This window comes from Alloyangia pacifica, from assembly GCF_003111685.1.
Taxonomy (GTDB): Bacteria; Pseudomonadota; Alphaproteobacteria; order Rhodobacterales; family Rhodobacteraceae; genus Salipiger; species Salipiger pacificus_A.
The window spans coordinates 85,024-109,055 of sequence record NZ_CP022192.1 but is presented as its reverse complement, the minus strand read 5'-3'; the positions used below and the strand labels follow the sequence as shown (position 1 = coordinate 109,055).

Annotated in this window: 27 protein-coding genes; 21 read left to right on the top strand and 6 right to left on the bottom strand. The window is 68.9% G+C overall.

From position 1 onward, the window contains the following. Positions 1-65 precede the first annotated feature (65 nt). On the top strand, positions 66-947 hold the full coding sequence (locus tag CEW88_RS22015) for a LysR family transcriptional regulator (protein ID WP_159099701.1): 882 nt from the start codon (positions 66-68) through the stop codon (positions 945-947). A 6-nt stretch (positions 948-953) separates the two neighbouring features. Here the strand turns inward: CEW88_RS22015 and CEW88_RS22010 are convergent, their stop codons facing one another. From CEW88_RS22010 to CEW88_RS21995, 4 genes are all read right to left on the bottom strand, one after another. After that, positions 954-1,751: an ABC transporter permease gene (locus tag CEW88_RS22010; RefSeq protein WP_108970527.1), complete on the bottom strand. Its 798-nt coding sequence runs from the start codon at positions 1,749-1,751 to the stop codon at positions 954-956. Next, a complete protein-coding gene (locus tag CEW88_RS22005; protein WP_108970526.1) occupies positions 1,748-2,482 on the bottom strand; it encodes an ABC transporter ATP-binding protein in 735 nt (244 codons plus the stop codon). The genes CEW88_RS22010 and CEW88_RS22005 overlap by 4 nt, the downstream gene beginning before the upstream one ends. A gap of 11 nt (positions 2,483-2,493) precedes the next feature. Next, positions 2,494-3,282: an ABC transporter permease gene (locus CEW88_RS22000; RefSeq protein ID WP_108970621.1), complete on the bottom strand. Its 789-nt coding sequence runs from the start codon at positions 3,280-3,282 to the stop codon at positions 2,494-2,496. A gap of 211 nt (positions 3,283-3,493) precedes the next feature. Continuing rightward, positions 3,494-3,697 carry a hypothetical protein gene (locus CEW88_RS21995; RefSeq protein WP_108970620.1) on the bottom strand — a complete coding sequence of 68 codons (204 nt, stop codon included), beginning with the start codon at positions 3,695-3,697 and terminating at the stop codon, positions 3,494-3,496. 151 nt (positions 3,698-3,848) lie between these two features. Between CEW88_RS21995 and CEW88_RS21990 the strand changes: the two genes are divergently transcribed. The 19 genes from CEW88_RS21990 (at position 3,849) to CEW88_RS21900 (ending at position 21,209) form a co-directional block, all read left to right on the top strand. Further along, positions 3,849-5,456 (top strand): sensor histidine kinase, encoded by a 1,608-nt coding sequence (locus tag CEW88_RS21990; RefSeq protein ID WP_108970525.1) that lies wholly within the window; start codon positions 3,849-3,851, stop codon positions 5,454-5,456. Between the two features lie 9 nt (positions 5,457-5,465). Beyond that, complete coding sequence (locus tag CEW88_RS21985) at positions 5,466-6,146, top strand: response regulator transcription factor (protein WP_108970524.1); 681 nt, start codon at positions 5,466-5,468, stop codon at positions 6,144-6,146. Between the two features lie 113 nt (positions 6,147-6,259). Beyond that, on the top strand, positions 6,260-6,352 hold the full coding sequence (gene pqqA / locus CEW88_RS21980; RefSeq protein WP_040384855.1) for a pyrroloquinoline quinone precursor peptide PqqA: 93 nt from the start codon (positions 6,260-6,262) through the stop codon (positions 6,350-6,352). A 22-nt stretch (positions 6,353-6,374) separates the two neighbouring features. After that, positions 6,375-7,274, top strand: coding sequence for a pyrroloquinoline quinone biosynthesis protein PqqB (gene pqqB / locus CEW88_RS21975; protein WP_108970523.1), 900 nt, complete (start codon positions 6,375-6,377; stop codon positions 7,272-7,274). Continuing rightward, complete coding sequence (gene pqqC, locus CEW88_RS21970; protein ID WP_108970522.1) at positions 7,271-8,029, top strand: pyrroloquinoline-quinone synthase PqqC; 759 nt, start codon at positions 7,271-7,273, stop codon at positions 8,027-8,029. Before pqqB ends, pqqC begins: the two co-directional genes overlap by 4 nt. Continuing rightward, entirely contained in the window at positions 8,029-8,304 is a 276-nt protein-coding gene (pqqD, locus tag CEW88_RS21965; RefSeq protein WP_108970521.1) for a pyrroloquinoline quinone biosynthesis peptide chaperone PqqD, read from the top strand. The genes pqqC and pqqD overlap by 1 nt, the downstream gene beginning before the upstream one ends. Before the next feature lie 70 nt (positions 8,305-8,374). Then, the gene (gene pqqE, locus CEW88_RS21960; RefSeq protein ID WP_108970520.1) at positions 8,375-9,484 is read left to right on the top strand and encodes a pyrroloquinoline quinone biosynthesis protein PqqE; all 1,110 of its coding nucleotides are present in this window, start codon (positions 8,375-8,377) and stop codon (positions 9,482-9,484) included. A gap of 356 nt (positions 9,485-9,840) precedes the next feature. Next, entirely contained in the window at positions 9,841-11,016 is a 1,176-nt protein-coding gene (gene repA, locus CEW88_RS21955; RefSeq protein ID WP_108970519.1) for a plasmid partitioning protein RepA, read from the top strand. Continuing rightward, positions 11,016-11,984, top strand: coding sequence for a plasmid partitioning protein RepB (gene repB, locus CEW88_RS21950; RefSeq protein WP_108970619.1), 969 nt, complete (start codon positions 11,016-11,018; stop codon positions 11,982-11,984). The genes repA and repB overlap by 1 nt, the downstream gene beginning before the upstream one ends. 180 nt (positions 11,985-12,164) lie before the next feature. Further along, a complete protein-coding gene (repC, locus tag CEW88_RS21945; protein ID WP_108970518.1) occupies positions 12,165-13,304 on the top strand; it encodes a plasmid replication protein RepC in 1,140 nt (379 codons plus the stop codon). A 198-nt stretch (positions 13,305-13,502) separates the two neighbouring features. Further along, on the top strand, positions 13,503-14,162 hold the full coding sequence (locus CEW88_RS21940; RefSeq protein WP_108970517.1) for a hypothetical protein: 660 nt from the start codon (positions 13,503-13,505) through the stop codon (positions 14,160-14,162). A 134-nt stretch (positions 14,163-14,296) separates the two neighbouring features. Next, complete coding sequence (gfa, locus tag CEW88_RS21935) at positions 14,297-14,923, top strand: S-(hydroxymethyl)glutathione synthase (RefSeq protein ID WP_108970516.1); 627 nt, start codon at positions 14,297-14,299, stop codon at positions 14,921-14,923. Positions 14,924-15,046: 123 nt separating this feature from the next. Then, positions 15,047-15,772: a LuxR C-terminal-related transcriptional regulator gene (locus CEW88_RS21930; RefSeq protein ID WP_108970515.1), complete on the top strand. Its 726-nt coding sequence runs from the start codon at positions 15,047-15,049 to the stop codon at positions 15,770-15,772. 5 nt (positions 15,773-15,777) lie between these two features. After that, the gene (locus CEW88_RS21925; protein ID WP_108970514.1) at positions 15,778-16,935 is read left to right on the top strand and encodes an FIST N-terminal domain-containing protein; all 1,158 of its coding nucleotides are present in this window, start codon (positions 15,778-15,780) and stop codon (positions 16,933-16,935) included. Next, entirely contained in the window at positions 16,932-19,157 is a 2,226-nt protein-coding gene (locus tag CEW88_RS21920; RefSeq protein ID WP_108970513.1) for a hybrid sensor histidine kinase/response regulator, read from the top strand. Before CEW88_RS21925 ends, CEW88_RS21920 begins: the two co-directional genes overlap by 4 nt. 96 nt (positions 19,158-19,253) lie before the next feature. Then, positions 19,254-19,925 (top strand): hypothetical protein, encoded by a 672-nt coding sequence (locus tag CEW88_RS21915; protein WP_108970512.1) that lies wholly within the window; start codon positions 19,254-19,256, stop codon positions 19,923-19,925. Next, positions 19,922-20,275 carry a hypothetical protein gene (locus tag CEW88_RS21910; protein WP_108970511.1) on the top strand — a complete coding sequence of 118 codons (354 nt, stop codon included), beginning with the start codon at positions 19,922-19,924 and terminating at the stop codon, positions 20,273-20,275. The genes CEW88_RS21915 and CEW88_RS21910 overlap by 4 nt, the downstream gene beginning before the upstream one ends. A gap of 68 nt (positions 20,276-20,343) precedes the next feature. Continuing rightward, entirely contained in the window at positions 20,344-20,694 is a 351-nt protein-coding gene (locus CEW88_RS21905) for an antitoxin Xre/MbcA/ParS toxin-binding domain-containing protein (protein WP_108970510.1), read from the top strand. Further along, positions 20,694-21,209: an RES family NAD+ phosphorylase gene (locus CEW88_RS21900; RefSeq protein WP_108970509.1), complete on the top strand. Its 516-nt coding sequence runs from the start codon at positions 20,694-20,696 to the stop codon at positions 21,207-21,209. Before CEW88_RS21905 ends, CEW88_RS21900 begins: the two co-directional genes overlap by 1 nt. A gap of 40 nt (positions 21,210-21,249) precedes the next feature. Here the strand turns inward: CEW88_RS21900 and CEW88_RS21895 are convergent, their stop codons facing one another. Then, complete coding sequence (locus tag CEW88_RS21895; RefSeq protein WP_108970508.1) at positions 21,250-22,071, bottom strand: quinoprotein dehydrogenase-associated SoxYZ-like carrier; 822 nt, start codon at positions 22,069-22,071, stop codon at positions 21,250-21,252. Positions 22,072-22,222: 151 nt separating this feature from the next. Between CEW88_RS21895 and CEW88_RS21890 the strand changes: the two genes are divergently transcribed. Then, complete coding sequence (locus CEW88_RS21890; protein WP_108970507.1) at positions 22,223-23,230, top strand: quinoprotein relay system zinc metallohydrolase 2; 1,008 nt, start codon at positions 22,223-22,225, stop codon at positions 23,228-23,230. A 33-nt stretch (positions 23,231-23,263) separates the two neighbouring features. On the opposite strand, the gene CEW88_RS21885 is transcribed toward CEW88_RS21890, so the two are convergent. After that, complete coding sequence (locus tag CEW88_RS21885) at positions 23,264-23,896, bottom strand: hypothetical protein (protein WP_108970506.1); 633 nt, start codon at positions 23,894-23,896, stop codon at positions 23,264-23,266. Positions 23,897-24,032 lie beyond the last annotated feature (136 nt).

Genomic DNA, 24,032 nt, shown 5'->3' with positions numbered 1-24,032 from the left:
CGGGCGAGCCTAGTCCCGCTAAAAGATAACCTCCAATAATGTCTTATCATGAATTACATAACTTCATGCTATATAACACCCTGCGCCAATACGAATACCTGATCGCCGTCGCCGAGCTGCGCAGCTTGACCGAGGCGGCCCGGCGGCTGAACGTCTCGCAGCCCTCGCTGTCGGTGGCGATCACCCGGATCGAAGAGCGGCTCGGCACCCGCCTCTTCCTGCGCCGCAAGGGCGCCCCGGTCGAGATCACCCCGCAGGGGCATCGCCTCCTCGGCCGGATTCGCGAGTTGCTGCAGCTTGCCGAGGGGATCGAGCGCAGCTCGGACAGCCCTGCGCCCTTCGTCCTCGGCTGCTTCGAGGACCTCGCGCCGCTGCAGCTCGCCAAGGCGCTGGATCACCTCCGCGGCCGCTTTGCCGAGGTCAGCTTCGAGGGCACCGAGGGGCGGTTCTCCGATCTGGCCGCGGCGCTCGACGAGGGCCGCGTCGATCTGGCGATCTCCTATGACGTCGGCTTCGGCGCGCGGTTCGAGCGCCGCGTGTTGAAGACAATCCTGCCGGTGGCCTTCCTCGCGCCGGACCATCCGCTGGCCCGGAACGAGACGCTCACCCTGCAGGAGCTGGCGGCGCATCCGCTGATCTTCTTCTCCGAAGAGCTGTCCGAGGGCTTCATGACCACGCTCTTCGAGGCCATGCGGCTCAGCCCCACCGTCGGCCACAGGGTGCGCTCGCTCGAGATGATGCGCTCGCTGGCGGCGCATGGCGCCGGGATCGGCATCAGCTACTCCGCGCCGCCGAGCAGCCTCTGCTACGACGGACGCCCCGTGGCGACGGTGCCGATCTCGACCTCCGACGCGGCGACAGAGATCGCGCTGATCTGGCCGCGCCTGCGCGACACCGACCCAGCCTTCCTTGAGATTGTCGCGGCGCTCGAGACCTGCCTCGCCTGACTCCGCTCAGCCGCGCTTCGGGCGCCGGCTCATCCCGTGCGCCGGGTCGTAGCCGACCAGCGCCAGCCCGAAGAAAACGACAAAGGCCAGCACCACCCAAAGCAGCGCCCAGCCGTTCAGGCTCTGGTAAAGCGCGAAGCGGATCAGCTCGACCGCATGGGTAAAGGGGTTCACCGCGCAGATGTCGCGCAGCAGGGTCGAGCTCTCGGCCATCTTCCACAGCGGGTAGAGCGCGGTCGACAGGAAGAACATCGGGAAGATCACGAAGTTCATCACCCCGGCGAAATTCTCGAGCTGGCGGATGGTGGACGAGATCAGCAGCCCCAGCGCCCCCAGCATCAGCCCCGACAGGATCAGCGCCGGCAGCACCAGCACATAGCCCCAGCCCGGCAGGACGATGCCGAAGCCCGCCGCCACGGCTAGAAAGACGTAGACCTGCAGCACCGAGACCGCGACCCCCGCCAGCAGCTTCGACAGCAGCAGCCACCAGCGCGGCAGCGGCGAGGTCAGCAGCAGCCGCATCGAGCCCATTTCCTGATCGTAGACCAGCGAAAGCGAACTCTGCATGCCGTTGAACAGCTGTATCATCCCGCAAAGGCCGGGGATGATGTAGACCTCGTAGGTGATATAGGTCTCGTAGGGCGGGATGATCGACATCCCGAGCGCGGCGCGAAAGCCTGCGGCAAAGACGATGAGCCAAACCAGCGGCCGCACCAGCGCCGCCAGGAACCGCGACCGCTGGTGCACGAAGCGCGCCGCCTCGCGGCGGACGATGGCAAGCATGGCGACAAGCCAGGCGTTCATCCCTGCCCCTCCCGCGTGGCGCTCTTCTGCCCGGTCATCTCGATGAAGACCTCGGCAAGCGGCCGGCCGGCGCGCAGCTCCGAGGCTGGCTCATGCGCGAGCACCCGCCCCTTGTGCAGCACCACCACGTCGTCACCATCGGCGATTTCGTCGACGAGATGCGTGGCCCAGAGCACCGTCAGCCCGGCCTTCGCCAGCCCGTGCACATGATCGACGATGGCCTGGCGGCTCTCGAAATCGAGCCCCACCGTCGGCTCGTCTAGCAGCAGAACCTGCGGCTGGTGGATGAGCGCCCGGGCGATCTCCATGCGCCGCCGGTGGCCGCCGTTGAGATTGCGCGCCTTCTCCCCGGCCCGCTCGGCCATGCCGAGCTGCGCCAGCGCCGCCTCGCTGCGCCGCACCGCCTCGCGCCCGGCGATGCCGTGAAGCGCCGCGAAATAGCGCATGTTGCGCATCACGCTCATGTCGAGATCCAGCGTCGACTGCTGGAAGACCACGCCGATCTTCGACAACGCCGCGCGCGGCGCGCGGGCCATGTCGTGCCCGGCGACGGTGATGCGCCCCTCGCGGGTGACGAAAAGCCGGGTGAGCAGCGCGAAGAGCGTCGACTTGCCCGCCCCGTTCGGCCCGAGCAGCGCGGTGAACCCGGGGCGCAACGCAAAGCTCACCCCGTCGAGCGCGCGCTTGGACCCGTAGCTGTACCGCAGATCAGAGACGTCGAGGGCGGTCATTCAGGCTCCGGTCACCCCCGCCAGCGGCGCACCCGCCGCTCCCAGGGCTGCAGCACCAGCCATTCCACCGCCAGCATCACCGCGATGAAGGAAAACGCGTAGACCAGCACCATGCCGACGTCGAAAAGCTGGAAATAGAGGTGGATCTGAAACCCCACCCCGTCCGAGCGGCCAAGGAATTCCACCACCAGAACGATCTTCCAGATCACCGCGATCCCCGAGCGGGCGGCGCCCGTGATGAAGGGCGCGAGCTGCGGCAGCACCACGTGGCGCAGGCGGCGCGCCAGCGGCATGCGATAGACCTGCGCCATGGCGTCGAGCCCCGGGTCGAGCGCCCGCGCGCCTTCGCGGATCACCGTGGCGACATTGGGGATCTTGTTGAGCGTGACGGCGACGATGGCGGCGGTCTCGTTGAGGCCGATCCAAAGGTAGCACAGCACGATCAGCACCAGCGCCGGCAGGTTGAGGAAGATCACCAGCCAAGGATCGAGCCAGCGGTCGAGCTTCGCAAAGCGCCCCATGGCCATGCCAAGCGCAATGCCCGCGCCCATCGCCAGGGCAAAGGCCCAGGCCACGCGGCCCAGCGTGCGGCCCAGGTGATAGAGCAGCTCGCCCGAGCGCAGCGCCTCGGCAAAGGGCGCCGCCAGCGCCCAGGGCTGCGGCAGGATCTGCGGATCATCGGTGAGATGGGCGGCAAGCACCCAGAGCAACACGAGCACGGCCAGCGAAACCGCCGTGATGCCGAGCCGTGCCGGTTCGGACCGCGCGCCACCGCGCGCATCGCCTGTCGCTCCGCCCATGCCCCTGCCAATGAAGCGCGTCGCGGTGTCACTGCCCTGCACGAAGACCTCCCTCTCCAGCCGGAGAGGGTGACGCCTGAGTCGCGCCGCGTCAATTGCTCCTTAGGGAGCGGTTCGTCCCGGCCACCCGGGATGGTAGAAATTACCTACGTAGAAATTCACTAACGAATGGATCGCGCTCCGCAGATGGCCCGCCGGGCCGCGCGCGGGGTCACGCTTCGCGCTCACCGGTGCCGAGTTCGCGGCATTTCCAGTGGGACACCGTGTAGGCCGGATGTTCCTCGACCCAGCGGGCCAGTTCCGGCTGGGCACCCATCATGCAGGCCAGAGGGGTGACATCGGAAAATACCAGGCTGCGCTGCTGACACTGATCGGGCGCACTTGACAAGCACGCCATAAAGAGAAGCTCAATCATGGTTGCCTCGTGGGTTTGAACGTGATGCCCTTCCAGTATCCCCCTGAGTGTTAATATTCGGGTCTCACGATTTATGTCAGTTGCGCCGCACTGCAGCATTGCCCAGAGAACGCGCGCGTTTCTTGGGCGAACGCACATTTTCAAGGCAGCCATGGAAGCTCGGCGGCAGGGGATCGGGCGATCGGGCCTCTCCCTCAAGGCGCGACTGGGACTCGGCGCGGGGCTTCTTGGCCTAGCGACGCTGCTGACCGCGGCGATCATCGTGCTCGGAATGGCCCGAGTCTCAGACCGACTCGATTCGGCGCTGGCGGCCGAGGCGCGGCTCGAGGATTATGCCGCGCTTTCCACGCAGGTCTCTACCTATATCGTCGTCGCCGCCGAGCTGATCCAGCGCGGCCAGCCCCCCGAGACCCGCGCCGCGCGCACCCAGGGCCTCGCCGCGACCCTTGCCCAGACCTTCGCGCGGCTGCGCGCCGGGCTCGATACCGAGGTCGCCGCCGCGCAGGGACTCGACGCGCAGAGCCGCCGCGCCACACTCTCGCTCTCCATCGCCCGGATCGAGGCGCTGTTCCACTCGGCGCAGGCCGCGCTGACCTCCGACACCACAGACCCCGCCCGCCTGCGCGCGCATCTCGACACTTTCGCCTCGGGGGTGGACCCGCTGCTTGCCGAGGCGGTGAACGAGGAGCGCCGGCTCCGCCGCGAGATCCTGCGGGGCATCGACGCGCTGCGCCAGCGGCTGGTCTTGGCGGCGTTCGGCATGGGGCTGCTGGCGCTGGCGCTCTCGACGGGGTTCTACTTCGGCCTCGTCCGGCCGCAGTTCCGCCGCCTCGACGCGCTGCGCGCCGCCGCCCGGCGCATCGGGCAGGAGGATTTCGCCATCGCCCTGCCCGGCACCCGCCAGGACGAGATCGGCGCGCTCTACAGCGAAACCAGCCGCATGGCCCAGGCCCTCGCCACCCGCGCCGAGGCGGTGGCCGAGGACCGCGCGCAGCTCAACCAGACCATCGCGCAGCGTACCGAGGCCCTGCGCGCCGCCAACACCCGGCTCGAACGCACCGACGAGGATCGCCGCCGCTTCTTCGCCGACATCAGCCACGAATTGCGCACCCCGCTGACGGTGATCCTGATGGAGGCGCAGCTCGGCAGACAGGGCGCGCCCGCGCCCGAGGCCGCCTTTGCCACCATCGAGACCCGTGCCAGCCGCCTCAGCCGACGCATCGACGACCTGCTGCGCGTCGCCCGCTCCGAGACCGGGCAGCTGGCGCTGGACCCGGTGCCGGTCGATCTGTCGGATCTGGCGCGGGAGGCTGCGGCCGAAACCGCGGCCGAGCTCTCGAACGCCGGGATGCACCTTTTCGGCCCCGACGCCCCCCCTGCCCCGCTGATCGTCGAGGCAGACCGCAACTGGCTGCGGCAGGTGCTGGCGGGGCTGATCCGCAACGCCATCCGGCACGCCCGCAGCGGCGGCGCCCTGAAGCTGGAGCTGCGCGCCGATGGACCCGAGGCGGAAATCACCCTCACCGACAACGGCCCCGGCATCCCGCAAGAGCTGCAGGCCCGGCTCTTCGACCGCTTTGCGCAGGGCGGCGGCGGCACGCGGACACAGGGCTTCGGCCTCGGCCTGCCGCTGGCTCGCTGGGTGATCGAGCAGCAGGGCGGGCACATCGCCATCGAAAGCCCCCTGCCCCGCGCCAAGGCGCTCGGCGAGTCACCCGGGACCAAGATCGCGCTTCGCCTGCCGCGCGCCGCGCGCTAGCCTGCCGCCATGAGCCGTGCCCCCCGCCTCCTTGTCGTCGATGACGACCCCGAGATCTGCTCGGCCCTGGCCCGCGGGCTGGGGCTGCACGGCTACGCGGTGGAAACCTGCAACCGCGCCGATCTGGCGCTCGAACGGCTCACCGGGCAGCGCTTCGACGCGGCGGTGATCGACGTCATGCTTGGCGCCGACAGCGGCATCGAGCTGGTGCGCAGCGCCCGCGCCGCCGGGGCACAGCTTCCGGTGGTCATGCTCTCGGCGCTTTCCGAGGTCGAGCAGCGCGCCGCTGGGCTCGCCGCCGGGGCCGATGACTACGTGGTCAAACCCTTTGCCTTCGACGAGCTCGTCGCGCGCCTCCAGGTGCAGCAGCACCGCGCCGCCGCGATCCGCCCCGAACCCGCCCGCCTGTCGGCCGCGGACCACAGTCTCAGCACCCGCGCCCGCAGCCTGCAGCTCACCGACCGCGAGTTCGCCCTGCTGGCGCTGCTCGCCACCCATGCCGGCACCCCGCTCTCGCGCGGCGAGATCTTCGACCGGCTCTGGGCGGGCGACTCGCGCTCGGAAAACGTCGTTGATGTCTACATCGGCTACCTGCGCAGGAAATTGAAACCCTCGGCAGATTTCGGATTCGATATCATCACCTTGCGCCAGAAGGGCTTCTGCCTCGAGGGCACGCCGCCGATCCGCTGAGCGGCGCGGACACCGACTTTCGTCTCGGCGCTTCTTAGAAGATAAGAATCGCCCCGCGGACCCCCGAGGCCGCACACTCCTCCCATGGCAACCTGCGAGAGGAGGAGACTTTCATGGCCTGGACGAAACCCGTGATCCGCGAAATCGAGTGCGGCATGGAAATCAACATGTACGGACCCGAGCACGACGACGGGGTGCTGTTCTGATCAGCCGCGCGCGGAGAACGTGATGCAACAGATCCGCGCGCGTATTCTCGGAGCCGCAGCCGGGGGCGGTTTGCCCCAGTGGAACTGCGGCTGCGAGAACTGCCGGATGGCCCGTGCAGGCGACATCCCCGCCCAGACCCAAAGTTCGCTGGCCGTCTCGGCGAATGGCAGGGACTGGGCGATCCTCAACGCCTCGCCGGACATCCGTGCGCAGCTCGCCGCCACCCCCGAGCTGCACCCCACCGGGCTGCGCGACATGCCGCTGCGCTCGGTGCTGGTGACCAATGGCGACATCGACCACATCGCCGGGCTGTTGACGCTGCGCGAGATGCAGCGCTTCACGCTCTACGCCACCCCCGGCATCCACGCGGTGATCGCCGAAAACCCGGTCTTCTCGGCGCTCGACAGCGCCGTGGTGCCCCGTGCCGCGCTGGCGCTGGACACGCCCGCCGAGATCGCCCCCGGGCTGAGCGCCACGCTCTTTGCGGTGCCCGGCAAGGTGCCGCTCTACATGGAGGGCGCCGAGGTGGACACCGACCTCATGGGCGAGCAGACCGTGGGCGTCGAGCTGCGTGCGGGCAGCGCCCGCGCCTATTACATTCCCGGTTGCGCCCGGCTCGACGAGAGCCTGCGCGCCCGGCTGACCGGCGCCGCGCTGGTCTTCTTCGACGGCACGCTCTGGCGCGACGACGAGATGATCGCCGCCGGGCTGGGCGCCAAGACCGGCCGCCGCATGGGCCATATGTCGATGAGCGGCCCCGCGGGCTCGATCGCCGCCTTCGAAGGGCTCGATCTCGGCCGCAAGGTCTTCGTGCACATGAACAACACCAACCCGGTGCTGCGCCCCGGCGCCCCCGAGCGGGCCGAGGCCGAGGCGGCGGGCTGGACCATAGGCCACGATGGCATGGAGCTGACCGCATGACCGACGCAGAGTCCCGCGCAGAATTTGAGGCCCGCCTCCGCCGCATCGGCGCGACGCGCTACCACGACCTGCACCCCTTCCATCACCGGTTGCACGGCGGCGCCTGCACCCCGGACGAGGTCCGCGCCTGGGTGATCAACCGCTACTACTACCAGCACTCCATCCCGATGAAGGACGCCGCCTTCATGTCCCGCGTCGAGGATCCCGCCCTGCGCCGCGCCTGGCGCTCGCGGATCGAGGATCACGACGGCACCGAGACCAACGAGGGCGGCATCCGCCGCTGGCTGCGCCTTGCCGAGGCGGTGGGGCTCGACCGCGACTACGTCGCCTCCTGCGAGGGCGTGCTGCCCGCCACCCGTTTCGCCGTCGATGCCTACGTCCGCTTCGTGCGCGACAAGACCCTGCTCGAGGCCGTCGCCGCCTCGCTCACCGAGCTCTTCGCGCCCAAGATCCACGCCTCGCGGATCGAGGGGCTGCTGCAGAACTACGCCTTCGCCGACGAGGCGGCGCTGAGCTATTTCCGCAACCGGCTCAAGGAAGCGCCGAAAGACGTCGCCTTCGGTCTCGACTGGGTGCTGGGCCACGCCGACACCCTCGAGAAACAGGACCAGGCCGCCCGCGCGCTGATCTTCAAGACCGACGTGCTCTGGTCGCAGCTCGACGCGCTCTGGGGCGCCTATGTGGACCCCGCGCGCATCCCCCCCGGCGCCTGGCGCCCCGGCGAAGGTCTGGCCCCCGGCGCCGAGGCCGCCTGATGGATCCCGCCGCCATCCCCGCCCTGCCCCGCGGCGTGCGCCTGCACCACGACCGGGTGCGCGGCGGCTGGGTGCTGCTCGCCCCCGAGCGCGCGGTCACCCTCGACCCCATCGCCCATGCGATCCTCTCCGAAGTCGACGGCACGCGCAGCCTTGCCGAGATCACCGGGATCCTCGCCGCCCGCTACGCCGCGCCGCCCGAACAGATCGCCGCCGACGCCGCCGGCTTCCTGCAGGCGCTGCACGCAAGGCGCTTTCTCGACCTCTCTCCCTGACCCGTCTCCTTTTCAAATACGCAGCGCCCGGCGCCGAGCCCGGGCCGCAGCGCAGATCAAAGGCCCCGCCATGACCACAGCCAAGCCTCCCATCGCGATGCTCGCCGAGCTGACCCACCGCTGCCCGCTGTCCTGCCCCTATTGCTCGAACCCGCTCGAGCTGACGCGCCAGGACGCCGAGCTGTCCACCGCGGAGTGGTCCCGCGTCTTTCGCGAGGCGGCGGATCTCGGCGTGCTGCAGCTTCACCTCTCGGGCGGCGAGCCCGCCGCCCGCCGCGATCTCGAGGATCTCGTGCGCGCCGCGCGCGACGCCGGGCTCTACACGAACCTGATCACCTCCGGCATCGGCCTCAGCGAACGCCGGCTGCGCGGGCTCGACGATGCCGGGCTCGACCACATCCAGCTCAGCCTGCAGGGCACCACGCCCGAGATGGCCGACGAGATCGGCGGCTACCGGGGCGGCTTTGCGCGGAAGCTGCAGGTGGCGCAATGGATCGGGCAGATCGGCTTTCCGCTGACCCTCAACGCGGTGCTGCACCGGCGCAACCTGCACCAGCTGCCCCGCGCGATCGAGATGGCGCTCGAGATGGGGGCGCGGCGCATCGAGGTGGCGACGGTGCAATTCCACGGCTGGGCCCTCGAGAACCGCGACGCGCTGATGCCGACGAAGGCGCAGGCCGAAGAGGCCAGCCGCCGCGTCGCCGAGGCGCGGGTCCGGCTGAAGGGGCGGCTGGTGATCGACTACGTGCCCGCCGACTACCATTCCGACTACCCCAAGCGCTGCATGGGCGGCTGGGGCTCGACCGGGCTCAACATCGCGCCCGACGGCACCGTGCTGCCCTGCCATGCCGCGCAGACGATTGCCCACCTGCGCTTCGACAGCGTCCGCGACCGGCCGCTGGCGGCGATCTGGACCGAGGGCGCCGCCTTTGAGGCCTATCGCGGCACCGGCTGGATGCAGGAGCCCTGCGCAAGCTGCGACCGCCGCGAGATCGATTTCGGCGGCTGCCGGTGCCAGGCGATGGCGCTGGCGGGCGACCCCACCGCCACCGACCCGGTTTGCATCAAGTCGCCCCACCATATCGACCTTCAGGCGCGCGCCGCCGCCCATGCGCTGGCCGACTCGCCCCTCACCTATCGGCGCGCCCCGGGCAAGCCCGCGACGGAACCGGCCGAATGAGCCGAAACAGCGCCATTTGAGCCTGATTAGAGCCTGTTGCAGGGCGACTCGCCGGTGAGTCGCCCTGCATGTGTGCAGCGAGCCTGTCGCCGAGACTGCCCATTGGCCGCTCGGACGCGCGTCCTGTCGGGAACACACGCACCAGCGACTGGCGCGGTGATGGCAGATGAAAAGTAATGCAATTTCAGACAATTATCTGTCACCTTGCGTCCGCGCTGTGAAGAGTCGCAAAATATTGCGGCGGCCCCCCTGCCCTCTTGGCGAAGGAATCTGTGGACAACTCCGCTCTCTCTTGCATAAAGGAACGGTAATAAAAGCGCTGGCGGAAAACAGCGTTACCGAAGATGAGGGCAGCAGTGGCGGAACCGATCCATATCAACGCCCGTGTGCGGGAGAACGCCGAGGCGATCAGCGCGGCGCTCGAGGACCATATGCTCAAGGTCTTCGCCCCCGATGCGCGCAAGGAACTTCGCCGCTTTTCCGCGGGCGAGGCGGCAGAGCTGCTCGGCATCTCGCCGAGCTTCCTGCGCAAGCTGCATTTCGAGAACCGCGTGCCCGAGGTGCATACCACGCCGGGCGGAAGAAGACACTATTCCGGCGAAGATCTGCAGGAAATCCGCAAGACGCTCGACAATACCGCCAAGACCAAGGGCACCTACCTGCGCGGCCGCCGCGAGGGCGACAAGGTGCAGGTGCTGTCCTTCCTCAACTTCAAGGGCGGCTCGGGCAAGACCACCAGCTCGATCCACACCGCGCAGCGGCTGGCGCTCAAGGGCTACCGCGTTCTGGCCGTGGACATCGACCCGCAGGCCTCGCTGACCACGCTCTTCGGCTACCGGCCCGAGTATGATTTCCTGCACTCCGGCACGATCTACGACGCGATCCGCTACGACGATCCGGTTCCCATGTCGCAGATCATCCAGAAGACCTATTTCACCGGCATCGACCTGGCGCCGGGCGGGCTGATCCTGCAGGAATTCGAGCATGAGACGCCGCAGGCGCTGATGGCAAACATGCAGCCGCCGTTTTTCGCGCGGATGGCCGCGACGCTGCAGGAGGTCGAGGCCGATTACGACGTGATCATCTTCGATTGTCCGCCGCAGCTTGGCTATCTGACCATGTCGGCGCTCTGCGCCTCGACCGGCGTGCTGATCACCATCGTGCCCAACATGCTGGACATCGCCTCGATGGCGCAGTTCCTGCAGATGAGCGCTGATCTGCTCGACGTCGTGTCGAACGCCGGCGCCAGCATGGAGTTCGACTTCCTGCGCTTCCTGATCAACCGTTACGAGCCCAATGACGGGCCGCAGCAGCAGGTGGTGGCCTTCCTGCGCCAGCTTTTCGGCGAGGAGGTGATGGTTTCCTCGATGCTGAAATCCACCGCGATCTCGGACGCCGGGCTGACGACTCAGACGCTCTACGAGGTCGACCGCTCGCAGTTCCACCGCAACACCTATGACCGCGCGATCGATTCACTGAATCAAGTCAATGATGAGGTCGAGTCTCTCATTCAGAAAGCATGGGGACGCTGATGGCACGCAAAGGCATTCTGGAACCACGGATTTCCACTCTCGGGGGCGGCGAACGCAAGCCGAGCCCGGCCGACTCGCGGATGATGCCGCGCGGCGCCGTCGGCGCGCTGCAGAGCTCGCTGTCGAAACTTCAGGAAAACGCCGTTCAGGAGATCGACGCCGATCTCATCGATGACGCCGGCTTCGAGGACCGTCTCGGCCTTGATCCCGCCGCGCAGGACCAGCTGAAGGAAAGCCTGCAGACCTATGGTCAGCAGGTGCCGGTGCTTCTGCGCCCGCATCCCAAGACCAACGGCCGCTTCGAGATCGTCTACGGCCGACGCCGCCTCGGGGCGCTGCGCGAGCTGGGGATGAAGGTCAAGGCGATGGTCCGCCAGCTCGACGACCACGCGCTGGTCATGGCGCAGGGCCAGGAAAACACCTCGCGGCAGGATCTCAGCTTCGTGGAAAAGGCGAGCTTCGCGGCCCAGCTGCAGGACTCGGGATATGACCGGCAGACAATCGCCGCGGCGCTGTCGATCGACCTGCCGATGGTGAGCCGGATGCTGAAGGTGGGCACGGCCTTTGCCCTGCCCTTCCTGCGCCGCATCGGCTCGGCCCCGAGCATCGGCCGCGACCGCTGGATGGCGCTGGCCAAGGCGCTGCAGGACGCGGCCGCGAGCGCGCGCGCCGAGGATGCCATGCGGCACCCCGATTTCGAGGCACTGGATTCCGATGCCCGCTTCGAAGCGGTCTATGCCGCCACGCAGCGCAAGGCGAGCGCGCCCAAGGCCCCTGCCCCGCGGCCGCGCAGCCTGCGTTCCCGCGACGGCATGGCGCTGGCAGAGGTGCGCAGCACCTCGCGCGGATTGACTCTGACGGTGCCCTCGCGCACTGCAGACGGCTTCGACCGGTGGCTCGACTCGCAGGCCGAAGCCATCATCACCGAACTTCACGACCGCTGGCAAAGCACCCGGTCGGAAGACTGAGAGCAGGATAACAGGAACGGAGGCACGAGAGGACAGGCGACAAAAAGAAAAGCCCCCCAGGACGGATCCCGGAAGGCCCTTCTCGAAAGTAGCACTTTGAGTTAGCCGCCAGCACCGGTCCCTGTCAACTCCGCATCTCGGTGTGGGGCAGGAATTTTGTTGTCTTTCGTGAAAATTCACATGCAGGACACGTCCCGACACCCGGTCGGGCGGCCGCTATCGGCTTGCCTGACGGCGCAGGTCGGCTCCCACGACAAGTGGGCGCTGCTGCGCGATCTGACCATTGCCGCCGAAGACTTCGGTCTCGGCCACCGCCCGCTGTCCGTGCTGAAGGCACTGCTCAGCTTCTGGCCGGAGCGCGAGCTGCCCAGCACGCCCGGCGGCGCCATCGTCTTCCCCTCGAACCGGGCGCTGTCCGAGCGGCTCTCAGGCATGCCAGAGAGCACGCTGCGGCGGCACCTTGCCGCGCTGACCGCGCGCGGGATCATCCACCGTCACGACAGCGCCAATGGCAAGCGCTTCGCCCGCCGGGCCGGGTCCGAGATCGGCGTCGCCTTCGGCTTCGATCTCTCCCCCCTGGCCCGCGCCGCCTCTGCGCTCGAGCGGGCCGTCACCGAGGTCACCCTGCGCCGCGAGCGCATCGCGGTGCTGCGCGCCAGGCTCGGCATGCTGCGTCAGCGGCTGCTCGAGACGGGCGCGCCCGAAGAGTTGCTCGAGGCCGCCCGCCTGCTGCTGCGCCGGAAGTGCTCCGAGGACGTTCTATCCGCGATTGTCAGCCGTCTCGAGGCCGAGCTTCCGACCCAGGCACCCGACGACATCCCCGCGCTGACCGTCTCCGGTTCCGTCCCACTGAGCGCCAGCAACACCCAAAATGAGCGGCACATACAGGAATCAGATAGACCCTATTCTGACTCTGAGAGCGCGCAGCAGCCAAAGGTGACGCCCTTGGAAACCGCCGGACCTGCTGAGAAGGACACGCGCCTGACCGTCCCGATGATCGCAGAGACCTGCCGGGAGTACCGCGCCTTCTTCCCAGAGGCGCCAAAGGGCTGGCATGAGCTGGTGGCGATCTCGCAGAGGCTTGCGCCGATGATGGGAATAGAGCCGCCGGTGCTGCACGAAGCGCAGCGGATCATGGGCCCGGAGAGGGCCGCGGCAACCCTGCTGTGCCTGCTCGAACGCCACGCGCAGATCCGCAAGCCCGGCGCCTATCTCAGGCGGCTGACACAAATGGCGCAAAGGGGCTCTTTCTCCGTCTTCTCGCTGCTCTCGGCCCTGTCGCGCCGGCCCGATGCGGGAAATTGTCAGCTGACAATCTGAAAATGCGCATGTTTTCAGGGGGTTGAAAATATGGCCCTCTGGCAAGTTTTTTGCGGGTTCGCCGGGGCTGCGACCATGGGCTGTGTTCCGGCGCCCTGCCAGCTTCGGCTAGATTGTCCGCATCTCTTTGGTGCAGCGGCGGAGCCGCCGCGCCGAAGCGCCCGCCGCCCGCTTTGGGCCCTGACCAAGGAAGTCCAGATGACCCGCTCCCTGCACGTCCCCGGTGCAAGCCTCAGAGCGACCGAGCTCGTCGCGCTGCGCGAGACGGCGCGGGAGCATTTCCATCCGTGGTTTGCCGGGGACTGGCCCGGTGCGGTGCTGGTGGCAGACTTCCGGCCCTCGATGCTGAGCGGTCAACTCAGGGCCTTCCGCTCGGTGGCGGCGGCCGAGGCGCTGGCGCTGATCGGCTGGCGCGTGGTGCAGGACGGCGGCTGGGTCGCGCTTTTGGCGCTCGGCGCGAGCGCGCCGGTGGTGGTGCCCTCCGCCCAGGGCGAGACCGGCATGCGGGAGATCATCACCGGTCTTGTCGCCGCGCATGAGGCGGCCGAAGCCATGGCGCTCGCCGGCAGTTTCGACGACCCGCCGCTGGTGCCCGGGCTCGGCGCGCTTGACGCGCTGGCGCTGCCCGGCGCGGGACTGGTGATTGCCTCGGGCTTCGAGATGCCCGGCCAGGGGCTGGGGGCGCGGCTCGAGACCCTGTGCCGGGCGCATCTGTTGCGGCTGCTGCATGTCACCGACGGCAAGGATGGCGATCCCGATCCGCAGTGCGGCCTCGTGGCGCTTGATGCGAACCTGCCGCCGGAACAGGTCGCGCCCTATCTCGGCCAGGCGCTGCGCCGGGCCTGCCCGTACGGCTGACAATCCGCCCCCGAGCGCGGGCGAAGGCGCGCCGAGCCAATACGAATGGTTGCATTGCCAGCGCCCGGACGAGGCCGCACCCTTGCGCCACGGGTCCGCAGGGAGGCGGGCGCGCATGGGAGGAGCCATAGGAAATGGGAATTCTCGACAAATTGTTCGGCGGGGACGAGTCCCCGTCCACGCCGCAGTTCAGCCATGTGAAGATTCATCCGCAGGTGGACGGCGGCATCACCCCGGCACGGCCCGGTTTTGCCGGCGGCACGCTCAGGTGCAAATGCAGCAGCGATCCCGTCGTGGTCCGCATCGGCGCGCAGACGGCGCACAATCACGTCTGCGGCTGCACCAAGTGCTGGAAGCCCGACGGCGCGGTGTTCAGCCAGATCGCCGTGGTCGCGCGGGATCAGGTCGAGGTGCTCGAGAACGCGGACAAGCTCGAGGTGGTGGATGGCTCGGCTACGATCCAGCGCCACGCCTGCAAGGGCTGCGGCGTGCATATGTACGGCCGCATCGAGAACACCGGTCACCCGTTCCACGGGCTCGACTTCGTGCACACGGAATTGTCGTCCGAGGAGGGATGGGCACCAGCGGAATTTGCCGCCTTCGTCTCTTCGATCATCGAATCCGGCGTCGATCCGTCCCGCATGGACGAGATCCGCGGCCGGCTGCGCGAACTGGGGCTCGAGCCCTACGACTGCCTCTCGCCGCCGTTGATGGACGCCATCGCCACCCATGTGGCCAAACAGAGCGGGGCGCTCTCCTAGAACGGGGGCCCACGCGCGCCCCGCGGACGTCGGCGCGGAGGCGCGCGTTCCTTGACCTTGGGGAACAACACCGTTGCGCGAGTGAAATTTCATGCGCTACCTTCTTCGTGGGAGGAGAGTTCAATGAAAGACATGCAAGATGCGGCTGCATCGGGCACGATTGGGCCTGTTCTGATCGTCGACGATCATCCGCTCTACAGCGACGCGCTGGACGCCGCCTTGCGGATGGTGTTCCCGGAATGTCAGCCGTCCAAGGCGCAGACCCTCGGCGCGGCGCTCGATCTGCTGGCGCAGGGGCTCGCCCCCGATCTGGTGATGTTCGATCTCAAGCTGCCGGATGTCTGCGGCATTTCCGGGTTCCAGCGTCTGCACGAGGCGCTGCCCGAGGTGCCGGTGCTGGTGATCTCTTCGCTCACCTCGGTGCAGGTGGTGCAGGCGCTGATGGAGGAAGGGGCCGCGGGCTTCCTGCCCAAGGACGCCCCGACACCGCTGCTGCGCGAGGCGCTGCGCGAGATCGCCGCCGGGCGGCGGTACGTGCACGCGGGGTACCTGGGCGAGACCGTGAGCGAGGCCGAGGCGCCGCCTTTCGAGGCGATGCACCCCAAGCTCGCAGAGCTGACGCCGCAGCAGAAACGCATCATGAAACTGATCTGCGCCGGTAAGCCCAACAAGCAGATCGCCTATGAACTCGATCTCGCCGAGGCCACGGTGAAGGCGCATATCACCGCGCTCCTGCGCCGGCTCGGGGTGCAGAACCGGACGCAGGCGGCGGTGCTGGTCGAAAGCTCGCAGCCCGCCACGACCATCGGTGCCGCGGATGCCGATGCCCAAGCCTTCCTGAGCCGCTGACCCATATGGCGCCAGACCGCCTGTTGCCGCGCTTCGTCCGCATCGCGGTCTCGTACCGGACCGAGGCCGCGGGTGCCGTCCGCGAAGCGCTGGCGGTGCTCGACCTGTCCGACACCTGCTTCATCCTCGCCTTCATGCCCGAGGGGCTGGTGCTGGACGCCGTGGCGCAGGCGCTCGAAGAGGGGGCGGGCGGGGTTCCGGTCTTTGGCTGCACCACCGCCGGGACGATCACCCAAGAGGGCTACGAGACCGGGGCGCTGCTGCTGCTGGCCTTCCCGCGCGAGCATTTCCGCTGCGCTTCGATGCTGATCTCGCCGCTGAAACCCTTGCTGATGAAATCCATTGCCGCGGAGGTGCGCAGCCACGCGGGGCGCTTCCGCCGCACCGCCGGCTGGAACCGGCTGGCCCTGATCTTTGCCGACGGGCTGGCCAAGCAAGAAGAGATGCTGGTCGCCACGCTCGAGGCGGCGCTTGGCGAGGTGCCGGTCTTCGGCGGCTCGGCGGGGGACAATCTTGCCTTTAAGGAGACCTTCGTTCTGCACGACGGGCGGTTCCACAGCAATGCGGCCGTTCTCCTTCTGGTTGAAACCGATCTGGAATTCCGTGGCCTCGGCTTCGACCATTTCCTGCCCACCGACGAGCAGATGGTGGTGACCCGCGCGCTGCCCGAGGAGCGGCTGGTCTTCGAAATCAACGGTGCCCCCGCGGCGCTGGAATACGCGCGGATCGTCGGCGTGCCGGTCGAGCGGCTGTCGCCGCAGGTCTTTGCCGAAAACCCGATGCTGGTGCGGCAGAACATGAACTACCACGTGCGCGCGGTGCATGGCGCGCCAAGCTCGCACGCGCTGTCCTTCCTCGGGGCGATCGACGACGGGCTGATCCTGACGCTGGGCCGGGGCAAGGAGATCCTCGAGACGCTCGAGCACGAGCTCGACGTTACCGGCCCGCAGGACGCGCCGCCGGATTTCGTGCTCGGCTTCGACTGCGTGCTGCGCAAGCTGGAGATCGAGCAGAAGCAGCTCGCCCCGGCGGTGAGCGAGATCTTCCGGCGCCGCCGGGTGCTGGGGTTCAACACCTACGGCGAGCAGCATTGCGGGGTCCATGTGAACCAGACCTTCGTCGGCGTCGCCTTCTTCGAGCCGGGGAGGCGCGATTTCGCATGATCGACCCCAACGAGCCGCTCGAGAACCAGGTCGCCCGGCAGGCCAAGATCATCGACGCGCTGATCCGCCGTGCCAACCGGCAGCACGAGATCGGCAGCACCGCCTATGGTGCGTTCCAGTCGGCCATCGCGCTGCAGGCGCAGGTCTGGGCCAAGACCCGCGATCTCGAGCTGACCACGGATGCGCTGCGCCACGCCCGGCACGATTCCGAGCGGATGCGCAAGAACCTCGCCGATGCGCTTGCGGCGCTCGATGGCGGGGTGGCGCTGTTCACCGGCGGGCGGCTCGAGGTCTGCAACGACAACTTCCAGCGGCTGTTGCCCGACATCTCCGAGCAGCTGCGGCCGGGGCTCGAGATCGGCGCCTGTCTTTCGGCCATGGCCAGGAGCGCGCATCTGGTGAGCGTCGAGGGCAGCTTCGACGCGGCGCTGGCACAGGCGCGGCGGGGCAGGGCAGGGGCCTCGGTGGTCTCGCTGGTGATCGAGCTGACCGGCGACCGCTGGTACCAGATCAACCTGCAGCGCACGAGCGACGAGAACATCGTGCTGCTGCTCACCGAGATGACCGCCATCCTGCGCCGCAACCGGTCCGAGAAGGAAAGCCTGATCGACCGGCAGGCGGATTACCTGCAGGCGGTCTTCGAGAACATGACATCGGGGGTCTGCACGTTTTCGCCCGAGGGCGCGGTGATGATGTTCAACCAGCAGTTCCGCCAGCTTCTGGGGCTGCCCTACACGGTGCTGCAAAAGGGGGTCGCGCTGGCGCGGATGCTCGATTACGTCGCCCAGCACGGGCTGATCACCGAGGCGGCCGAGCATGACATCGCCCATTGGCTCGACCGGCTGGAGCGGCAGGGGCGGTTGCGGCGGCGGCTGCGCCACGCCTCGGGGCGGATGCTGGACCTGCACGCCCACCGGCTGCCCGACGGCGGGGTGCTGCTGGAGCTGAAGGACGTGACGCTGGAAACCCGCGCCACGGTGATGCTCGAGAACCGGGTGATCGAGCGCACCGCCGAGCTGACCCGCGCCAACGCGCAGCTGCGCCTGCAGTTCGAGGAAATGGCCCGGGTCGAGGAGGAGCTGCGGCTGGCCAAAGAGCGGGCCGAGGCGGCGGTCTCGTCGAAGACCCGCTTTCTTGCCGCCGCCAGCCACGACCTGCTGCAGCCGATCAACGCGGCCAAGCTGCTCATCGCGACCCTGCTCGATGCCGCAGCCAACACGCGCTTTGCGCCGACGGTGGAGCGGCTCGAAGGCTCGTTCACCTCGATCGAGCAGCTGCTGCATTCGCTGCTCGACATCTCGCGGCTCGAGAGCGCCGACAAGGCGCTGACCCCCTCCGAGCTTTGCCTTGGCACGCTAATGCGCAGCGTCTGGGAGGATCAGGTGCCGGTGGCGCAGCGCCGCGGCGTGCGGCTCGACGTGGTGCCGAGCATGGTCTTCGTGCGCTCCGATCCGGTCTACCTGCTGCGCTCGATCCAGAACCTCGTGGTCAACGCGCTGCAATACACCCCCGAGGGCGGCCGGGTGCTGGTCGGCTGCCGGCGCCGCGGCGGGCGCATCGAGCTGCAGGTCTGGGACACCGGCATCGGCATCTCGCGCAAGGACCAGAAGCGCATCTTCGAGGAGTTCGCCCGCGCCGACAACGTGCCGCTCGGCTCGGGGGTGGGGCTGGGGCTGTCGATCGTCGACCGGACCTGCCGCCAGCTCGGCCACCAGGTTCGGGTGCGCTCCAAGCCCGGCGCGGGCTCGGTCTTCAGCATCGAGATGGAGGTGGTCGAGGGTCGCCGCGCCGCCCCCGAGGACGACCGCGAGCGCGCCCCGGCCGTGGCCTACGAGATGGACCACATCGTGCTGCTGGTGGAGAACGACCCGGACGTGCTCTTCGCCTTCTCGCAGAAGCTCGAGCAATGGGGCGCGAGCGTGCTGGCGGCGCGCTCGATCTCCGAGGCGCTGGGGCACGTGCGCGACATGGGCATGCCGCCGGACATCATCCTCGCCGACTACCAGCTCGACGGCGGCGAGACCGGCGACGTGGCGATCGCCGAGATCCGCCGCGCCAGCGGGGCGCAGGTGCCGGCGATCATGATCACCGCCAACCGCGGCAACGGGCTGCTGAAAAAGGGCGCGGCGCAGGGGTTCTCGGTGCTGACCAAGCCGGTGCAGCTGGCCCGTCTGCGCTCGCTGATCGACTGGAAGGTGCGCTGGCAGTCGCCGGAGGTCTAGGGTGCGACGTGGCGGGCACCGACAAAAGTCGGCAATGACAGGCAGGGCAGGGGGGGTAGGCTGCGCACTGGGAGACCACGCGGGAGGAGTCGCGCCATGCGCAGGAAACTGGCCCTGATTGCCGTGCTGGGGGCGCTCGCGCTGCCCGCAGCCGCGGCCACCACCGAGGCGGAGCAGACCTATGAGCTGCTGTTCAAGGAAGGCACGCTCGACAGCATCGCTGCCGGCTCGGTGCTGCATTACAGCCGCGCCGTGCAGAACGGCCTGCTGCCCGAGGCGGCCGAGACCGGCAGCGGCGAGATCGCGCTCTCGTTCGAGCAGACGCCCGAGGCGCGGATCGCCAACCTGCAGTTCCTGAAGGACGGCAAGCACCGCAACCTCGGCAGCTTCCCGGCCAGCGTCGGCAACCCGATGATCATGTATTTCTACGAGACGGTGATCCGCGACATGGCCGAGACCGCCGGCGGCTCGCCCTTCTACATCCGCAACCGGATCAAGGAGTCGCTGGTGCGCCCCGCCGAGGTCGAGACCGGGCAGGCCAGCTACGGCAGCAAGACCATCGAGACGCGCACCGTTACCCTGCGCCCCTTTGCCGAGGATCCGAACCGGGCACGGATGATGGGCTTCGGCGATCTCGAGCTGCGGGTCACCATGTCCGAGGCGGTGCCGGGCTGGTACCTGAGCCTGATCGCCGAGGCGCCGGGCGCCGAGGGCGCGCAGGGGGGCTATCTTTCGGAGCTGCGCTTCGACGAGGTGGCGGCGCAATGATCCGGCGGGTGGTTCTGCTTCTGGCGCTCTGCGGCCCGGCGGCGCTCTCGGCGCAGGGGGTGGCCGAGCGGCTCAACGACTACCCGACCGAGGTGCGCGCCGATTACGTCTTCGGCTGCATGGCCGCGAACGGCCAGAGCCGCGAGAGCCTGCGCAAATGCGCCTGCTCGATCGACGAGATCGCCGCCATCCTGCCCTATGACAAATACGTCGAGGCCGAGACGGTGCTGTCGCTGCGGCTCACCGGCGGCGAGCGCATGGCGATCTTCAACAGCTCGGCCATGGCCGATGGCATCGTCGCCGAGTTGCGCCGGGCACAGGCCGAGGCCGAGGTGGTCTGCTTCTTCTGACCGCAAGGCTTGACCTCTTCCGCTATGCCACCCATATTGACGAATATCACGTCATAATGGGTGGCAAAATGGATCTTCGCGGTGTTTCGGATGACGGGCTCTTTGCCCCGCGGCTGATGGCGCAGAGCCTGCGCACCACGGTGGACGAGATCGCCCAGACCGCCGGGCTCGGGCGCGACGCGCTGACCCGGGCGAACCGGGTGGGCAACCCGCGCACCCAGAAGCGCCTGCGCGAGATGGTCGAGATCGTCAACCGCGTCGCGCCGCGCTTCGGCTCGGACCTGCTGGCCTATGCCTGGTACCGTTCGGCGCCGCTTTCGGGCTTTGGCGAGGCGACGGCGATGCAGCTTGTGCGCGATGGCCACGCCGACTGGGTGCACCTCTATCTCGACAGGCTCGACGCCGGCATCCCCGCCTGATGCAGTTCCGCGGCACGCTCTACCGCGCGCTCTCGCCCTATTGGGCCTATCGGCCCTTGTCGGGCGAGGGGGCCGAGCGCTTCGGCGGGCGCTTCAACCGGGTCGGCCGGGCGGCGCTCTACCTTGCCGACAGCGTCGAGACGGCACTGAACGAGGTGCAGCAGGCCGGGCAGTTCGCCCCGGTGACGCTGGTGGCGGTGGAGGCCGATCTCGATCCGCTTTTTGACGCCTGCGACGTGGCGACGCTGGCGCAAATCGGTGCACGGCCCGGGGATCTGGCCCTGCCCGACTGGGCGGCGCGGCAGGCGATGCAAGGCAGCGCTCCGACGCAGGACCTGGCCGAGCGGGTGCTGGCGTTGGGCTATTGCGGAATGCGCGTGCCGAGCTTTGCGCCCGGCGCCCGCGCGGCGGCACGCAACCTCGTGCTCTGGCGCTGGGGGGAGGCGCTGCCGCACCGGCTGCGGCTCATCGACGACGACAACCGCCTGCGCCATCCGCCCGCGCCGCCATCCTGAGACCCGTGCTGAGCGCGTTTGTGCACGCGGGCGCGCGGCCCTAGCCGCCCGCTTTCGGCAGCTCCGAGTCGAAGACGTTCCCCTCGGTGTCGGTCGCGGTCACCCGCAGCACCGGTGCGCCGTTGTCGGCGTAGGTGAACCGGAAGGCGGGGTTTTCCGAGATGGAAATGCCGCCGTCCATGGCAAAGAGCATCTCCTGTCCCTGCCAGACCTCGAGATGGTCGATGAAATGCGCGGGGATGAAGAGCTGGGTGATCTGGTCGCGCTGCAGCCCCGAGAAGTTGGGATGGCGGATCTGGATCTGCGCCTCGCGCCGGGCCGTGGACTGCTGCGGGGAGTGGTCCTCGGCCGGGCCGAAAAGCCGCAGCTTCATCCGCCCCAGATCGGCCAGCGCCTCGTCTCCCGCCTTGCTGGCCGGGGCCGAGCAGCCGCCCGAGGCCTTCACGTAGCGCCCGTCCATGCGCAGGCCCTGCGGTGTCTCGGCGATCACCCGCACGTTGGAATAGGCGTTCACCCGCAGCCGCAGCCCGAAATCGAGCGGCGCCATGGCGCTGCCGAAGGTGAAGGTGCCGGCAACCGGCGAGGGATTCTCGTCGATTACCACCGTGGCGCGCTCGATCGGCAGCGACGGGTCGGTCTGCACGATGTGCAGCGGCACGGTGGCGGCGTCCTCGGCGCGGTAGGGGGCCTCGACGGTGAAGAGGCCGCCCGCGGGGGTGATGGCGGCGTCGCCGGTGATGTCGGGGCGCAGCTCCTCCCAGGTGGGACTGTCCTGCAGCGGCGTGCCGGCGGTCTCGGCGGCCTGCACGGGCAGGGCGAGGGCGGCGGCGAGCAGGGCGGCGGGGATGGTGTCGCGCGGCATGGGGCTCCTCCTGGACCGGGTCGGGTCTGGGTCGAGGCAGTCTAGGCCGCGGCGGGGCAGGGGGCTACCGAGCGCAAGGTCGGTATGGATCGCGCCGCGCCGGGGCGCCAGGTTCGGTCCCGACACGGCGCGTGGTGAAACGGGAGGCGGCATGTTCGAGGCCATCGTGATGCTCTGCGCGGGGCTGGCGGGCGAGCCGCCCTGCCGCGCCGCGCTGCTGCCGGGCTTTGAGGCGGCAGACCGGGCGGGCTGTGTTGCCGCGCTCGAGGCGCGTCCCGTGGCCGGCGCCAAGTGCCGCCCCGCCGGCGCGGCGCTGGCAGTGACCGAGGTCGCCCCCGGCGTCTTCGTGCACCACGGCGCGGTGGCCGAGCCGAACGCCGCCAACCGCGGCGATACGACCAACCTCGGCTTCGTCATCGGCACGCGGGCGGTGGCCGTCATCGACAGCGGCTCGGCGGCCTGGATGGGCGAGGCGCTCTGGCGGGCGATCCGCGCGCGCAGCGATCTGCCGGTGGCCTACGTCGTGCTGACCCATGTGCACCCGGACCACGTGCTTGGGGCCTCGGCCTTCGCCGGTGCAGAGGTGCTCTCCCACGCAAGCCTGCCGCAGGCGCTGGCGCGGCGGCAGGAGACCTACCTGCAAAGGTTCGAGGCTCTGATCGGGGCGGAGGCTTTTCTCGGCACCGAGGTGCCGCGGGTTGACCGGGAGGTGGCCGAGCGGGCCTTGCTCGACCTTGGCGGGCGGGAGCTGGAGCTGCGCGCCTGGCCGCAGGCGCACAGCGGCACCGACCTCACGGTGCTCGACACGGCGACCGGCACGCTCTTTGCCGGGGATCTCGTGGTCGAGGGGCACATCCCGCCGCTCGACGGCAGCCTGCGGGGCTGGCAGCGGGTGCTCGGAGATCTGGCGCAGCTCAGGGCCGCCCGCGTCGTGCCGGGCCATGGCGGGCCGGTGCTGGACTGGCCCGGGGGCGCGGCGCCGGTAGGGCGCTACCTCGACGTTCTGGCGCGGGACGCGGCGGCGGCGGTGGCGGCGGGGGAGCGGCTGTCGGAAGCGGTCACCCATATCGCCGGCGAGGAGCGGGACCGCTGGCAGCTTTTCGACGCGTTCAACGCGCGCAACGCCACCGTGGCCTTCACCGAACTCGAGTGGGAGTGAGCCCGCCGGAGGCGGCCGGGTGCGGGGCTGCGGTCAGCCGCCGTCCGCCGGGTCCTCGGCCTTGCCCGCCTCGTGCAGCAATTGGGCGATGGCATAGAGCCGCTGCTCGAGAAGCTGCGGCGTTTCGCAGAGGTAGCGGATCGTGTGTTGGCGGTCGGTGAAAATGCGCTGATCCCAGTCGATCTGCGCCTCGAGCGCGTCGACGCGGTCGTAATCGGGCGCCTCGAGGGCCATCTGCGCGTCGATCTCGGCGCGGGCGGCGTCGATCTTTTCCGACAGCTCGATCTGCCCGAGGGAAAATTTCCCGATGCCCTTGAGAATGCGCGTGCGCCGGTGCGAGAGCCGGTCGAAGACCCCCGAGAAGACCGCCGCCATGAGCGGCATCGCGTCCCCCTCGGCCTTGGTGAAGGCGGCCAGCTCAGTGCGGGCGGTATCGAGATCGACGCGGCGCAGCGCCAGCAGCTCGGAGAGCTCGCGCGCCGCCGCGCCGCTGGCGCCCTCGAGCTTCGCATCGGGCAGGGGCTCGGGCCACATCAGGCCCGGCGAGAGGGTTTCGACCTTGCGCTGCACGCAGGGCCAGGTGGGGTCCGAGAAGTCGGCGGCGACGGCAGCGGTCGCTGTCAGCGCCAGCCCCGTCGCCGCGGCAAGAAACGCGTGTCTTGTCATGGTCTTTCTCCCTCTGCCGTCGCGGCGCCTTCGGCGCTTCGACTATGTGGCAGGCTGCGCTTTCGGGGGCTTTCGGGGAATACCCACCATTGGCTGTATTGAGCGGTATGCGACGGCGCACCCATACTCCCCCCAA